Raw genomic sequence first — 13,869 nt, forward strand, 5'->3', positions numbered from 1 at the left:
CGGGGTCTGATCATCCGTACGATTACACCCCAGAGCTGACATTTCGGCGCGGTCGGCAGGCCGAGGAGGGGAACGGGGACGGCCCCTCACCGGAAGGCTCCGGTGAGGGGCTTGACGGGCCGGGAAGGACGGGAAGCCGCGTGGGGAAGGCACGCGGTGGCCGGGACGATCAGGCCGGGGTGCGGTCGCGGCGCACACCGAGGGCGGTGACGACGGCGCCGAGGGCGACCGCCGCGACCGGGACCACCAGGGCCGCCCGGAAGCCGTCCAATCCGGAGCGCCCGGCACCGGTGGCGGCCACGTGCACGGCGGTGACCGCGGAGAGGCCGAGCGCCGCGCCGAACTGGAAGGCCGTGTTGAGCAGCCCGCCCGCCAGCCCCTGCTCCTCCTCGGCGACGCCGGCGGTGGCGGCGATGGTCAGCGGCCCGTACGCGAGGGCGAAGGCCAGACCGGTGAGGATCATGGTCGGGAACATCATCGGATAGCTCCAGTCCGGGCCGACCGGCAGGAACAGCGCGTAGGACACCGTCGCCAGGCAGAAGCCGCCGAGGATCACCCGGACGAGGCCGAACCGCTCCACCAGCCGGGGCGTGAGGGTCGGCGCGAGCACCGCGTCCACCCCGACGGCGAGCAGCGCCAGGCCGGTCTGCAGCGGGGTCCAGCCGCGCAGGTCCTGCAGGTAGAGGGTGACGGTGAACTGGAAGCCGAAGAAGGAGCCGGCGAACAGCAGCGCGCCGAGGTTGGCGCGCAGCAGCGGGCCGGAGCGCAGCAGGCCGAGGCGGACCAGCGGGGCGGCGGAGCGCCGTTCGACGGCGGCGAAGACGGCCAGCAGGGCCAGGCCTCCGGCCAGTTCGGCGAGGGTCAGGGCGGTGGCGGCGTCCGGTTCGCCGATCCGCACCACCGTGTGGACCAGCAGCAGCATGGCCCCGGTGACGGTGGCCGCGCCGGCCAGGTCGAAGCGCTCGCCGGGGCGGCGGGCGGGCGCCTGGTCGCGCGGGAGCAGCGGCACGGCGGTGAGCAGCAGGGCGCCGGCGAGCAGGACCGGGGCGAAGAAGACCCAGCGCCAGCTGATCGCGGTGAGCAGGCCGCCGGCCACCAGGCCGAGCGAGAAGCCGGCGGCGGCGGTGCCCGCGTAGAGCAGCAGGGCGCGGTTGCGGCGGGGGCCCTCGGCGAAGGCGGTGGTGATGACCGCCAGCCCGGCGGGGGTCATGAAGGCGGCCGCGAGGCCGGTGGCGAAGCGGGCCAGGATGAGCACCCAGGAGGCGCCGGCGAGGCCGCCGAGGCCGGAGAAGAGGACGAAGACGGTGAGCCAGAACAGGAACATCCGGCGCCGTCCGAGCAGGTCGGCGGTGCGGCCACCGAGCAGCATGAAGCCGCCGTAGCCGAGCACGTAGGCGCTCAGCACCCAGCTGAGCGAGCCGGTGTCCATGCCGAGGTCGGCACGGATCGAGGGGAGCGCCACATTGAGCATGGCGACGTCGATGCCCTCCAGGAAGATCGCACCGCACAGGACGAGGAGGACGGCGGTCTCCCGGCCGGTGAGGCGGGCGGACTCCGGCGAGGGCGCAGGTGAGGACGGCGAGGGCGGGGCGGCGGGGGTGCGGGCGGGTGTGCCGGTTTCGGGCACGGCTGAGGACGCGGACACGGAGGTCTCCTGGGAGTGCGCGGGGGGGCGGGGACACCGGACGGGGCGGTTCCCCTTCGGCCGGTCGGTTCCCTCTTGTAACCACCGGCCATCCTGAGGCAGCATCAGGAGCCATGGAAGAAGGCACTTTGAAGTCACCGACGCACTGTGCGGATACCGGGGGCGACTACGACGTGTTCCAGTGGGACACCCGGGAGGACTGCGAGGTGCGGCAGATCCTCGACCGGATCGCCGACAAGTGGTCGCTGCTGGTGATCGCGCTGCTGGACCGTGGCTCGCTGCGCTTCACCGAGCTGCGGCGCGAGATCGACGGGGTCAGCCAGCGGATGCTGACCGTCACGCTGCGGCAGCTGGAACGGGACGGCCTGGTCGAGCGCACGGTGCACCCGGTGGTGCCGCCCCGGGTGGACTACGCGCTGACGCCGCTGGGGCGGACGCTGCACGAGACCGTCCGCTCGCTGATCGCCTGGACCGAGGCGCACCAGCAGGAGATCGCGGCGGCCCGCGCGTCGTACGACGCCCGGGTGGGCTGAACGCACGGCGAGGCGCACGGCGGAGAGCACGACGAGGGGCGGGCCCGGTCTCCTGGGCCCGCCCCTCGTCATGCACCCCCCGCCGTGTACCCCCCCGCCGCCGTCAGACCCGCAGGGCCGCCAGCTGCTCGGCGAACGGCATCACGGTCTCCGCCCGCTCCCCGCCGTCCGCCGCCGGCCCGCTGGGGGCACGGCCGGCGAGCAGCCCGGCGAGTTCGCCGGCGGCCCGGTCGATCCGGCCCGGGAGCCCGTCGGTGAGCCGGTCGCCCGTGCCGCCCCAGTCGTCGGTGGCCGCGTAGACCGAGGTCGGGACGACCACCGAGCGCAGGTAGCCGAACAGCGGCCGGACGGCGTGCTCCAGTGCCAGCGAGTGCCGGGGCGTACCGCCGGTGGCGGCGATCAGCACCGGCTTGCCGGTGAGCGCGTCGGGGTCGAGCACGTCGAAGAACGACTTGAACAGCCCGCTGTAGGACGCGGCGAAGATCGGCGACACGGCGATCAGCCCGTCGGCCCGGGTGACCGCCTCGATCGCCTCGCGCAGCGCGGGGCCGGGGAAGCCGGTGACGAAGTTGTTCGCGATCTCGGTGGCGAGGTCACGCAGTTCGATCACCGTGACGTCCGCCTCCCGCCCGTCGAGGGCGAGCCGGCGCACCGTCGACTCGGCCAGCCGGTCCGCGAGCAGTCGGGTCGAGGACGGCTTGCTCAGCCCGGCGCTGATCACCACCAGTCGGTACGCGGTCACTTGGTCGCCTCCGTGTTCTCCTCGGTGTTCTGCTCCTGCTCCCGGCGGACGCGGTCGGCCGCGACCAGCGAGGCGTGGGTCGGGGCGTCCGGGACCTCGGCCGGGCGGCCCTTGGCGAACTCCTCGCGCAGCACCGGCACGACCTCCTCGCCGAGCAGGTCCAGCTGCTCCAGCACGGTCTTCAGCGGCAGGCCGGCGTGGTCCATCAGGAACAGCTGGCGCTGGTAGTCGCCGAAGGTCTCGCGGAAGGTCAGGGTCTTCTCGATGACCTCCTGCGGGCTGCCGACGGTGAGCGGGGTCTCCGCGGTGAACTCCTCCAGCGACGGCCCGTGTCCGTACACCGGCGCGTTGTCGAAGTACGGGCGGAACTCGCGCACCGCGTCCTGCGAGTTCTTGCGCATGAACACCTGGCCGCCGAGGCCGACGATGGCCTGCTCGGGGGTGCCGTGCCCGTAGTGGGCGTAGCGCTCGCGGTAGAGGTTGATCAGCTTCTTGAAGTGCTCCTTGGGCCAGAAGATGTTGTTCGCGAAGAAGCCGTCACCGTAGTACGCGGCCTGCTCGGCGATCTCCGGGCTGCGGATCGAGCCGTGCCAGACGAACGGCGGGACGCCGTCGAGCGGGCGCGGGGTGGCGGTGAAGGACTGCAGCGGGGTGCGGAAGCGGCCCGACCAGTCGACCACGTCCTCGCGCCACAGCTGGTGCAGCAGCGCGTAGTTCTCGATCGCGAGCGGGATGCCCTGGCGGATGTCCTTGCCGAACCACGGGTAGACCGGGCCGGTGTTGCCGCGGCCCATCATGAGGTCCACCCGGCCCTCGGCGAGGTGCTGCAGCACCGCGTAGTCCTCGGCGATCTTCACCGGGTCGTTGGTGGTGATCAGCGTGGTCGAGGTGGAGAGGATGATGCGCTCGGTCTGCGCGGCGATGTAGCCGAGCAGGGTGGTCGGCGAGGACGGCACGAACGGCGGGTTGTGGTGCTCGCCGGTCGCGAAGACGTCCAGGCCGACCTCCTCCGCCTTGCGGGCGATGGCCACCGTGGCCTTGATCCGCTCGTGCTCGGTCGGGGTGCGGCCGGTCGTCGGGTCGGGGGTGACATCGCCGACGGTGAAGATTCCGAACTGCATGTTGCTCACCACACTCCAGGTTGAATCCCGCAGGTGAAACCTGGTTCAGGATCCGATCGTCAAAGTTTCAACCACTTTAGCATCCGCCACCCGGGTGTTATTCCCCTCCGCGCCCGGCCCCTGTTCCGAGGCCGCACCGCGCCCCGCGGCCACGGGAGCCGCGCGAACCGCCCGGCGGGCGCGCAGCGCGTCCGGGAGCAGGGTCAGCAGGCCCGCGACGGCCAGCGCCACCCCCAGCCAGAGGGCGGCGCGCAGGCCCCGGACCTCGATGGCGAGCCCGCCGAGCAGGGAACTGAGGATGACGCCCAGCGTGATGAAGGAGTTGTGGAGGGTGTTCACCAGCGGACGGGCGTTGCCGATCCGCTGGACCCGCGAGGCCATCGCCGGGTTCATGGTGACGCCGACCAGGCCGACGCCGAGCAGCAGGCCGACCGCCGGCACCCGGAGCTGGGCGAAGAGCGCGAGACCGGCCAGGAAGACGGTGTTCAGCGCCAGGCCGACGCCGAGCACCGGCAGCGCGTACCGGTCGGCGAGCCGGCCGACCACGGTGTTGCCGACCACGGTCGCCGCACCGTAGGCGACGAGCAGCAGCGGGACGGAACCGGCCGAGAAGCCGGTGATCTCGGTCAGGACCGGGTTGACGTAGCTGAACAGCGAGAAGGTGGCGCCGATGATCAGGGTGCTGGTGACGAACGCCAGCCAGAGCCTCCCGTTGCGCAGAACGCCGAACTCCGCGCGGAGCGAGCCACCGCCCTCGGCATGGTCGGCATCCGGCACCCCGGCGAGGGTGGCCAGCGCGACCGCCACGGTGAGCACGGCCACCGCCCAGAACGCCGCCCGCCAGCCGAGGTGCTCCCCGACGACGGTGGCCAGCGGCAGGCCGAGCAGGGTGCCGAGCATCAGGCCGTTCATCAGCACCGCGATCGACCGGCCGCGCAACTCGGGGCGGGCCAGCTGGGCGCAGAGCGAGATCGAGATGCCGAAGAAGGCCTGCGCGGCGATCCCGCTGACCACCCGGGCGACCAGCATCACCGAATAGCCGGAGGCGGTCGCGGCGAGCAGGTTGCCGACCAGGAAGATCGCGAACAGCAGCATCAACGCCCGCTTCTGGCGCATCCGCAGGAGCGAGACGGTGAGGAAGGGGCCGCCGAGGGACATCGCGGCGGAGAAGGCGGTGATCAGGTAGCCGATCTGCGGGACCGTCGCGTCGAGGCCCTCCGCCAGCTGCGGCATCAGCCCGGCGACGGCGAACTCACTGGTCACCATCGCGAAGATGCCGAGGGCGAGGACGTACACGGCAGGTGGCATGGGAGTGCTCCCCCGATAGTTTTGGATTGATCGGTTCAAAATTTGGGCAGGCGAACGCAGGGCAGCAGGGTGGACGAGGGAACGGGCGGGCGGCGCGGCGGCCGGCTCGCGGGTCAGGGCGTGAGCGCGTCCATCGCGGTGGCGGCGACGGCCTCGACGGCGGCCCGGTCGGCCCCGCCCTTGGCGGCGACCCGCATCCCGGCGATCACCGCGTTCACGAACCGGGCCAGCTCGCCCGCCTCACGGCGCCCGGCGATCTCACCGGCACGCTGCCCGGCGCCGATCGCGGCTCCCAGTGCGGCGAGCCGCACCTCCTGGTCCCGGGCCAGCACCGCGGCCGCCTCCGGATCGCGCCCGGCCGGCTCGACGACGGTGTTCACGGTCAGGCAGCCGACGCTGCGCCCGTCCGGGCGGTACTCGAACTCCCCGTCGACGACCCGGGCGAGCAGCAGCCGGATCCGCTCCAGCGGGGGCAGCGCCACGTCCTCGAGCAACGCGACCTGCGGGACGGTCATCAGCTCGTTGTAGCGGTCCAGCGACCTCTTGAAGAGGTCGCGCTTGCTGCTGAACGTGTTGTAGATGCTGCTCCGCCCGAGACCGGTCGCCTCGCAGAGGTCCTGGGTGGAGGTGGCCTCGTAGCCGTTCGCCCAGAACGCCCGCATCGCCGCGTCCAGCGCCCGGTCCTCGTCGAAGGTGCGTGGTCTCGCCATGGCAGCACCGTAGCCGTTTTGGATCGCTCGGTGCAATACCGTGCGGCCCCCGCTCCCCCACCCCCGCTCCCCCGGCCGGCGCGGCGGCGGCGCGGGACAATGGGAGGAGCCGGAAGCGGTCGGCCGGAGCAGACGAAGGGCGGCGAACCGATGGCGGCGTACATCGCGGTGAGCGCGCTGAGCCACGAGGGGCTGGTGCGCGAGCAGAACGAGGACAGCCTCACCGTCGGGCCGTGGACGCTCTGCGCGACCGTCACCACCAACCCGCAGACCCTGCTCTTCCCGCTCGGCCCGCCCTGCGTGGTCGCGGTCGCCGACGGGCTCGGCGGACACCCCGGCGGCGAGATCGCCAGCGCCCTCGTCGCCCGGCGGCTGGCCGCGAGCGGACCGGCGCTCGACGGCGAGGAGAGCGTCCGCGACGCCCTCCAGGGCTGCAACCAGGACGTGTACGCCGCCGCCGGCGGGGATCCCGGGCTGGCCGCGATGGGCACCACGGTGGCGGGCCTGGTACTGCTGGCGGATCAGGCCGTGGTCTTCAACGTCGGCGACAGCCGCGTCTACCGCGTCGGCGAGGGCGGGAGCGAGGACGACGGCGGGGGCGCGCTGCGCCGGGTCAGTGTGGACGACAGCCCGCCGCTGCCGCCCGGACGGCGCACCACCTCGGTGGTCACCCAGACCCTCGGCGGCTCACTCGGCCTGACCTTCGTCGAGCCGCACGTCCGCAGCGCGCCGCTGGCCGTCGGCGACCGGTACCTGGTGTGCAGCGACGGGCTGACCGACCCGGTGCCGGACGAGGAGCTCTCGGCCCTGCTGGCCCGCCCGCCGGAGGAGGCCGAACGGGCCGACGGGCGGGCGGCGTTCGAGCTCTGGAAGGCCGCGATCGAGGCCGGCGGGCCGGACAACATCACGCTCGCGCTGGTGCGGATCGTGGCGTAGCCGTGGCGACGCGGGAGGGCCCCGGCGGCGAACCGCCGGGGCCCTCGTTCAGTGCTGGTCGGTCGACTCCTCGGTGCTCGGCCGGTACTCCTCGGTCAGTACTCGGCCTTGATGGTCGCGCCGGAGAACCCTTCCTGGGCGTAGAGGCTCAGGAAGACGTAGCCGGCCGGCGGGTTGGTGATGGTCAGGGTCTCGCTGTTGTCGGCGTTGGTGGACTTGGCCGTGTAGGCGTCGGTGTACGCCCAGCCGCCGCCGTTGTAGTAGAGGTCGGCGTTGCCGGTGCCGCCCGTGCTGGTGAGCTTGAGCTGCGTCACCCCGGCCGGCAGGAACAGGTAGAAGTGCGCGTAGTTGCCGGTGGTCGCCGCCACGTTGCCGCGCCCGCAGTTCCGGTCCAGCTGGCGGGTGTCGGCGCTGGTGCAGTCCCCGCCGGAGCCACCGGAGCCGACGGTGACGTCCTGGCGGGTGCTCGCGGTGGCGCCCTTGTCGTCGGTCACCGTGAGCGTGACGGTGAAGGTACCGGCCTTGGCGTACGTCTTGGCCGGGTTGGCCGCGGTGTCGGTGGTGCCGTCACCGAAGTCCCAGGCGCGGGAGGCGATGGTGCCGTCCTGGTCGGTCGAGCGGTCGGTGAAGGTCACCGACTGGCCGGAGACCGCGGTGGTGAAGGCGGCGGTCGGCGGCTGGTTGCCGGGCGGGTTGGTGCTGCCGCCGCAGGCGCCGCCCGCGCAGGCGGTCAGCCAGCTGTCGAAGTCTGCGTCGTAGCGGGTGCCGATGGTGGTCTTGAGGATGGTGCGGGCGCCCTCCCAGTCGCCGGTGCGGTACTTGGCGAGCACCGCGTCCATGTCGGAGCGGTGCTGCTCCAGCATGTAGCGGACGGCCAGGTAGCCCCACCGGTAGACGCGGTCCTGGTCGCCGTACACGGTGTCGAAGAGGTCGGAGAGCCGGTAGGTGTGACGGCCGGCGGCGGCGATCGCGCCGTCGTTGGTCTCCTTGCGGTACGAGTACGAGACGTACTCGGCGAAGCCCTCGACCCACCAGACGGTCGGGGTGGTCAGACCGGCGTCGAAGTCGCCGTACATGTCGAACCGGCCGTCGAGGTAGTGGGTGTACTCGTGGTTGAGGTTCCAGATCTGGAAGTCCGGGCGGGCCCAGTCGGCCTCGTAGGCCAGGAAGCGCGGCTGGTTGCCGGCCTCGTTGGGCTTGCCCTCCAGGTACATGCCGCCGTTGTTGGTGTCGATCTTGTAGATGCCGGCCGCGAACACCGCGTAGTCGAAGCGCGAGTGGAAGACCACGACCTCGATGGTGGTGTTCTTGTCGTCCGCGACCGGGCCGTTGTCCTTGGCCACGGAGTGGAAGTAGGCGTCCTGTCCGGTGAGGCTGGAGCAGGTGGTGGCGAGCTGGGCGGAGTCCAGCGCCTGGGCGAGGATCCGGATGCTCGGGCTGCAGGTGAAGTCGACCGTCAGGACGGCCGACTTGAGCCGGGCCGGGGCGTCGCAGGTGCCGTAGGAGGAGCAGTTGCCGGCGTCGTAGGCATCGGCCATCTCGGCGACGGCGGCCCACTCGTAGGAGGTGCGGCCGCTCGGCGAGGACTGGTCGGCCAGGCCCTTCATCAGCGGGCGGACCTTGGGCTGCAGCGCGGTGTACTGCACGAAGCGGCCCAGCTCGCGGGTCGCATTGTAGACCAGGAAGGTGTAGTCGCCGCCGAGCAGGGCACTGTTGGCGGTGGCGAAGGCGTAGAGCGCGTCGAGCACGCTCGGGTCGGCCTGCACCGCCTCGACGAAGCCCTTCGTCTGGTGGCCGCGCCACAGCACGGTGAACACGCTGTTGAGCGCGTTGCCCATGTTCGCCGGGTTGTGGGTGGCGGCGTCGTAGTCGCCCAACAGGCGCTTGACCAACGGCAGGTAGCGGACGTTCTCCTGCGCGCTGTCGATCAGGGTGATCGCCTCCCCGAGCGTGCCCGCGTTGGCGGCGGAGACGTCACGGGAGTGCGCGCTGTTGAAGAAGGAGTCCAGCGCGCCGCGGATCGAGGTCTGCAGGGCGGTGCCGTAGGTGCCCACGTCGGAGGCGTGGTACCACTGCACGTAGTAGCCGGCCCGCAGGAACAGCACCAGCTGGGCGGTGGAGGTGGAGTTGTCGCCCGGGTAGTTGGCGGCGTTGTCGCGCAGGGCGTCCGCCACCGTGACCATCTGGGACTCGCGGAACGTCGCGCTCGCGTCCCCGCCGGTCAGCAGGAACAGGTCGTTGACGCAGCCGAGGTCGGCCGACTTGACGGCCTGCACCAGGGCGGCGCCGGTCCGGCTGAAGTCCGGGATGTTGCAGGGCTGCTCGCCGAGAGCCATGGGGGCGCTCTCGCCGAACGACTTGGCCAGCTCGGCCTTCTGCTGGGCCTTCTGCTCCGGCTTCGACAGGGTCGCGGTGCGCGAGGGGTCCGCGGTGGAGAAGGGGGCGCGGTCACGGGCCGGCGCCGGGTTCTCCGTGCCGTGGACGTCCGGCGCACCGCCGATCGCGGGCTGCGGGGCCAGGCCGGCGGGTCCGGCCGAGGTGGCGGGCGAGCCCGCGCCGGGCTTCACCGAGACCGGGGCGGGGGCGGCCTGAGCGCGCGGGGCGAACAGTCCGACCGCCACGAACATCGCGAGGACGAGCGTCAACATCCTCGCGAAATACGGGTGTTGGTACAAAGGGCGTGCGGCTCTCACGTGGGGGCCTCCGGGCCTTCGTCGGCCGCGTGGGGGCGCGGCCGGTGGGGGTGGTGAGGACCGTTGCAAGGGCACCGTTGGGGCGGCTCCCTCGAGCATCGGTGGGGGTGTGACATGTACAATTGCACGCATCACATGGCCTAGGAAGGCCCAGAACCGACAACTGTCGCTTCCCCACAGGAACTTCACCGAACGACCGCAGAACGGCAGAGGGCGACCACACAATGGCAAAGGCCGCCGGTCGGTCGACCGGCGGCCCTCGCGGACGGCGACTGACGCCGCCTCAACACGCGCGTTTGCGGCGCGTCGGTCACGGTACGTCAGTTGTGGTGCGTGAGTTGCAGCGTGCAGGTGCAGCGCGCAGTTTCGGCGCGTCAGCTGCGGCGCGTCAGTTGCGGACGAGGAGCACCGCACCCGCGGTGACCAGGCCGATCACGACGGCCGCCGCGCCGTACGACAGCCGGTGCGAACGCACCACCGGCAGGTAGCGGTCCACGGCGTACCGGCCGGGGCCGGTCAGTGCGAGCGCCGCCGCGGCGGCGAGCAGGATCAGTTCGTACTCGCTGCCGCCGTCCATCGCGAAGAACTTGCCGCTCCACGTGACGGCGAGGGCGTTGAGCATGGTGCCCAGGATCGCGGCGGCCGCCAGCGGGGCCAGCAGACCGACGGCGAGCGCCAGTCCGCCGCCGGCCTCGGAGAGGCCGGCCACGACGGCCATGGCCTTGGGCGCCGGGTAGCCCTTCATGTCGAAGAAGGCGCCGGTGCCGTCGATCCCGCCGCCGCCGAACCAGCCGAACAGCTTCTGGCTGCCGTGCGCGGCCATGGTCAGGCCGAGGGCCACGCGCAGCAGCAGGAGGCCTGCGTCGTAGGCGTGCGGGGAGGTGATCGCGGATCCGGGAGTTCTCCCGGCCGCAGCGGTGGGGTTGGTGGGGGCGGTCGTGCTCGGGCTGCTGCTCGGCATGCGCGTCTCCAGGAAAAAAAAGGGGGGTTCGTCGATTTCGGTCCGGATTTGTTCAAATTCGAACCAGTGGGGTGATGAGACCGTACCTGCAAGTTTGAATTTGAACAACTGGCGCGGCATGAAATCTTGGCGTGATCAAGTCAGCAGTGGTGTAGACCGGCGTACGAAGGCACCAGGCGGGGCACCCTCTGGACATGGCACATCGCAACGAACACCGGCGCGCACAGGACAAGGGCACCCCGCACGCCGAGGCCCTCGCAGCCTTCACCGAACGGGTCCGGCTGATCACCCCCGCCCAGTGGGACGCACCCACCCCGTGCGCCGACTGGACCGTCCGCGACCTGGTCAACCACCTCACCGGCGAGCAGCTCTGGGTGCCCGAGCTGCTGATGGGCGCCACCATCGGCGAGGTCGGCGCCCGTTTCGACGGCGACGTCCTCGGTGACGACCCCGTCGCCGCCTGGACCGCCGCCGCGGACGCCGCACGTGACGCCTTCGCCGTCCCCGGCGCCACCGACCTCACCGTGCACCTGTCCTTCGGCGACGTCTCCGGCCAGTACTACCTGGACCAGCTCACCGCCGACGCCGTCGTGCACACCTGGGACCTCGCCGAGGGCACCGGCCGGCTCACCCGGCTGCCGGAGGAACTGGTGGACTTCGCGCTCGCCGAGTACGCCGGCTACGGCGACCTCTCGGGCAGCGGGATGTTCGACCCGCCGCTGCCGGTCCCGGACGACGCCGGGCCGCAGACCCGGATGCTCGCGCTCACCGGACGCCGGGACCGCCCCTGACCTGCGCCTTTCCCCGGCGAGTGGACCTCGCCGACGGCTCCCCTTCCGCCGCGCCGCCCGGACAACGGGCACGCCGCCGGATACTGGAGGTGTCGGGGGCGGAACCGCAGCAGACCGGAGAGGCGGGCACGCCATGAGCCGCAGGCCGGACATCCTCGGCGAGTTCACCGCGGAGCACCGCGCGGTGGAGGAACTGCTCGCCCGGATCGAGGCCGCCGGGCCGAACCCCGGCGCCGACGGCACGGACGGCGGGGCCGGGGTCCGGCCCGGCGCGGCCACGGGCGACGGGGCCGCCGACGGAGCGGGCCGCGCGGCAGAGCTGGATCAGCTGATCGGGCGGCTCACCGACCTGCTGTTCAGCCACTGCGCGGCGGAGGAGGAGCACCTGTTCCCGGTCGTCCAGCACGATGTGCCGGACGGCGGTGCACTGGTCTTCCGGTGCATCCACGACCACCTCGCGATCGGCCAGTACCTCGCCGACCTGCAGGCGCTGCCGCCCGGCGACCCCGCCCTCGACACCCTGCTGCGCGGACTGGCCGAGCTGCTGCGCCGCCACCTGGCGACCGAGGAGAAGCAGCTGTTCACCGCGGCCCGCAAGGCCCTCCCGGCCGCCACCCGGAACGCACTCGCCGAACGGCTGCGGGCCGACCGGGCGGAGATCGCCGAGGCCGGACCGTGAGCTCGTGGCTCAGGGCTTGGCGCTGACCACCGCGAACCGGCCGCCCTCCGGATCCTGGAGCCGGGCCACCCGCCCGTAGGGCGAGTCGAACGCCGGGCCGATCGCGCTGCCGCCGAGCTCCGCCGCCCTGGCCAGCGCCGCGTCGGTGTCCGGCACCGAGAACGACACCTCCCAGTGCGGCGGCATCCCCGCCGGGCCGCTCGCCTGCTCCCTCGCGAGTGCGGCGACGCTGTGCCCCTCGGCGCGCAGCACCACCCGGTCGTGCTCCCAGCGGACCTCGAACCGCTCCGGGTCCCGGCCGTCCCAGCGGAACACCTCGCCGTAGAAGAGCGCGGCGGCGAACGGGTCCGGGGTGCGCAGCTCGATCCAGACCGGCGCGCCGAGGAGGTTCAGCCGCCGGGCCCGGCCCAGCGTGCCCTCCCAGATGCCGAACACCGCGCCCGCCGGGTCCGCGGCGAAGGCCACCCGGCCCGCGTCGAAGGAGAGCGGGCCGACGGCGAGCGTCGCCCCGCGCTCGCGGACCGCGTCGGCGGCGGCGTCGGCGCTCTCGGTGCCGAAGTAGCTGGTCCAGGCGACGGGCATGCCCCAGCCGCCGCTCGCCACCCCCAGCCCGGCTACCGCCTCCCCGCCGGCCACGGCGTGCACGTACGGGCCGAAGCGGTCCGGCCCGGGCTCGAACTCCCAGCCCAGCAAAGGCCCGTAGAAGGCCTTGGCGGCATCGAGGTCGCGTGCCATCAGGCTCACCCAGCACGGGACGGCCGCCACGCAGCGCACCTCGGCCGTTGTCCCACCGCTGACCATCGCGACCACCTCCGAGACCCCGGCCGCCGGGCCCCTCCCGACTCCCACGGCCGTCCGGCCGCCCGGGCGAGTTCAGCCTAGGGTGTGCCGGGCGGTTCGCGGCGGATCAGCGCGCGGGACGGTGGAGATGAGAGGTGTGCGCGGGTGCGGCCCCGCTCCGTGGGTCAGAGCACGGGCGCACCCCCGAAGCCTCCGTGGCCGGCGCCCGGGACGGTCAGGGCCAGCCAGCCGTGGCCTCGGACCGGGGTGTCGGCGGTGATCGCCGCGGGGTTCACGGAGAGGCCGGCGGCGGCCCGGCCGATCGAATCGACCAGCGAGGCGTTGGGCTCGACGCCGTCCTCGTCGAACGCGTCGCTCTCCTCCTCGTCGGACTCGCCGTCCGGTCCGTCGGGGAGGGGCAGCGGCTCCCAGGGCAGCGGCTCCCCCGTCCACTCCGGCTCGCCGTAGCGCCAGTAGCCGCGCACCAGGCTGCCGTGCTCGGCGGCGGCCCAGATCACGGAGTCGGCGAACGGGTCCTGGAAGAACACCTGGGCCCGGCCGCAGGCGGCGCTGAGGCGCTCGACCACCTCGTGCGGCCACCACGTCGTCTCCCGCAGCGGGGACTCCGCGTAGATCAGCCGCCACCCCGCGTACTCGGGCGTGACGAACACCCGGTGCACCCGCTCGGGCGCGGACTTCTCGTCCTCCTCCTGGGCGGCCAGCCCGTAGCGGACGGTGACGGGGATCCGGTCGTGCAGCCCCAGCGCGGCGAACGCCTCCTCGTACGCCTCGCCCGGGACGGCCAGCCACCAGTGGTCGGGCAGCGGCCCCGGGCGCTCGGCCTCGAACGCCCGGCGGACCGCCCGCTCGTCGACACCGCGCGCCGACGCCTCGGCGCCCAGCACGTCGAGGAGCGCGGTGATCGCCTCGGGGGCGGGGACGGCTGCGGTCACGGAGTTCATGGCGCTGA

The 13,869-nt window shown here is 72.7% G+C and carries 13 protein-coding genes; 4 read left to right on the plus strand and 9 right to left on the minus strand.

All coding sequences use genetic code 11. The features are described from left to right. Nucleotides 1–169: 169 nt before the first annotated feature. The gene (locus ACFVUH_RS02995) at nucleotides 170–1,645 is read right to left on the minus strand and encodes an MFS transporter (RefSeq protein WP_387910794.1); all 1,476 of its coding nucleotides are present in this window, start codon (nucleotides 1,643–1,645) and stop codon (nucleotides 170–172) included. Between the two features lie 113 nt (nucleotides 1,646–1,758). Here ACFVUH_RS02995 and ACFVUH_RS03000 point away from each other — a divergent pair, with 113 nt between their 5' ends. Beyond that, a complete protein-coding gene (locus tag ACFVUH_RS03000) occupies nucleotides 1,759–2,178 on the plus strand; it encodes a winged helix-turn-helix transcriptional regulator (protein ID WP_387910796.1) in 420 nt (139 codons plus the stop codon). Nucleotides 2,179–2,281: 103 nt separating this feature from the next. On the opposite strand, the gene ACFVUH_RS03005 is transcribed toward ACFVUH_RS03000, so the two are convergent. From ACFVUH_RS03005 to ACFVUH_RS03020, 4 genes are all read right to left on the minus strand, one after another. After that, nucleotides 2,282–2,920 carry an FMN reductase gene (locus ACFVUH_RS03005; protein WP_387910797.1) on the minus strand — a complete coding sequence of 213 codons (639 nt, stop codon included), beginning with the start codon at nucleotides 2,918–2,920 and terminating at the stop codon, nucleotides 2,282–2,284. After that, nucleotides 2,917–4,041: an LLM class flavin-dependent oxidoreductase gene (locus ACFVUH_RS03010; protein WP_387910799.1), complete on the minus strand. Its 1,125-nt coding sequence runs from the start codon at nucleotides 4,039–4,041 to the stop codon at nucleotides 2,917–2,919. The genes ACFVUH_RS03005 and ACFVUH_RS03010 overlap by 4 nt, the downstream gene beginning before the upstream one ends. A gap of 45 nt (nucleotides 4,042–4,086) precedes the next feature. Beyond that, complete coding sequence (locus ACFVUH_RS03015; protein WP_387910801.1) at nucleotides 4,087–5,349, minus strand: MFS transporter; 1,263 nt, start codon at nucleotides 5,347–5,349, stop codon at nucleotides 4,087–4,089. Between the two features lie 113 nt (nucleotides 5,350–5,462). Next, nucleotides 5,463–6,059 (minus strand): helix-turn-helix domain-containing protein, encoded by a 597-nt coding sequence (locus ACFVUH_RS03020; RefSeq protein ID WP_355368626.1) that lies wholly within the window; start codon nucleotides 6,057–6,059, stop codon nucleotides 5,463–5,465. Between the two features lie 150 nt (nucleotides 6,060–6,209). Here ACFVUH_RS03020 and ACFVUH_RS03025 point away from each other — a divergent pair, with 150 nt between their 5' ends. Continuing rightward, nucleotides 6,210–6,995: a protein phosphatase 2C domain-containing protein gene (locus ACFVUH_RS03025; protein WP_355368628.1), complete on the plus strand. Its 786-nt coding sequence runs from the start codon at nucleotides 6,210–6,212 to the stop codon at nucleotides 6,993–6,995. Nucleotides 6,996–7,090: 95 nt separating this feature from the next. Here the strand turns inward: ACFVUH_RS03025 and ACFVUH_RS03030 are convergent, their stop codons facing one another. Then, a complete protein-coding gene (locus ACFVUH_RS03030; protein WP_387910804.1) occupies nucleotides 7,091–9,643 on the minus strand; it encodes a collagenase in 2,553 nt (850 codons plus the stop codon). A 433-nt stretch (nucleotides 9,644–10,076) separates the two neighbouring features. Continuing rightward, on the minus strand, nucleotides 10,077–10,649 hold the full coding sequence (locus tag ACFVUH_RS03035; protein WP_355368632.1) for a DoxX family membrane protein: 573 nt from the start codon (nucleotides 10,647–10,649) through the stop codon (nucleotides 10,077–10,079). A gap of 194 nt (nucleotides 10,650–10,843) precedes the next feature. Between ACFVUH_RS03035 and ACFVUH_RS03040 the strand changes: the two genes are divergently transcribed. Next, nucleotides 10,844–11,440 carry a TIGR03086 family metal-binding protein gene (locus ACFVUH_RS03040; RefSeq protein WP_355368634.1) on the plus strand — a complete coding sequence of 199 codons (597 nt, stop codon included), beginning with the start codon at nucleotides 10,844–10,846 and terminating at the stop codon, nucleotides 11,438–11,440. Between the two features lie 133 nt (nucleotides 11,441–11,573). Further along, nucleotides 11,574–12,119: a hemerythrin domain-containing protein gene (locus tag ACFVUH_RS03045; protein WP_387910806.1), complete on the plus strand. Its 546-nt coding sequence runs from the start codon at nucleotides 11,574–11,576 to the stop codon at nucleotides 12,117–12,119. Nucleotides 12,120–12,128: 9 nt separating this feature from the next. Here ACFVUH_RS03045 and ACFVUH_RS03050 read toward each other — a convergent pair whose 3' ends face one another. Beyond that, nucleotides 12,129–12,854 carry a VOC family protein gene (locus ACFVUH_RS03050; RefSeq protein WP_387910808.1) on the minus strand — a complete coding sequence of 242 codons (726 nt, stop codon included), beginning with the start codon at nucleotides 12,852–12,854 and terminating at the stop codon, nucleotides 12,129–12,131. Between the two features lie 230 nt (nucleotides 12,855–13,084). After that, on the minus strand, nucleotides 13,085–13,861 hold the full coding sequence (locus tag ACFVUH_RS03055; protein WP_387910810.1) for a hypothetical protein: 777 nt from the start codon (nucleotides 13,859–13,861) through the stop codon (nucleotides 13,085–13,087). Nucleotides 13,862–13,869: the final 8 nt, after the last annotated feature.

It is taken from the genome of Kitasatospora sp. NPDC058032 (assembly GCF_042885845.1).
In the GTDB taxonomy this organism is placed as follows: Bacteria; Actinomycetota; Actinomycetes; order Streptomycetales; family Streptomycetaceae; genus Kitasatospora.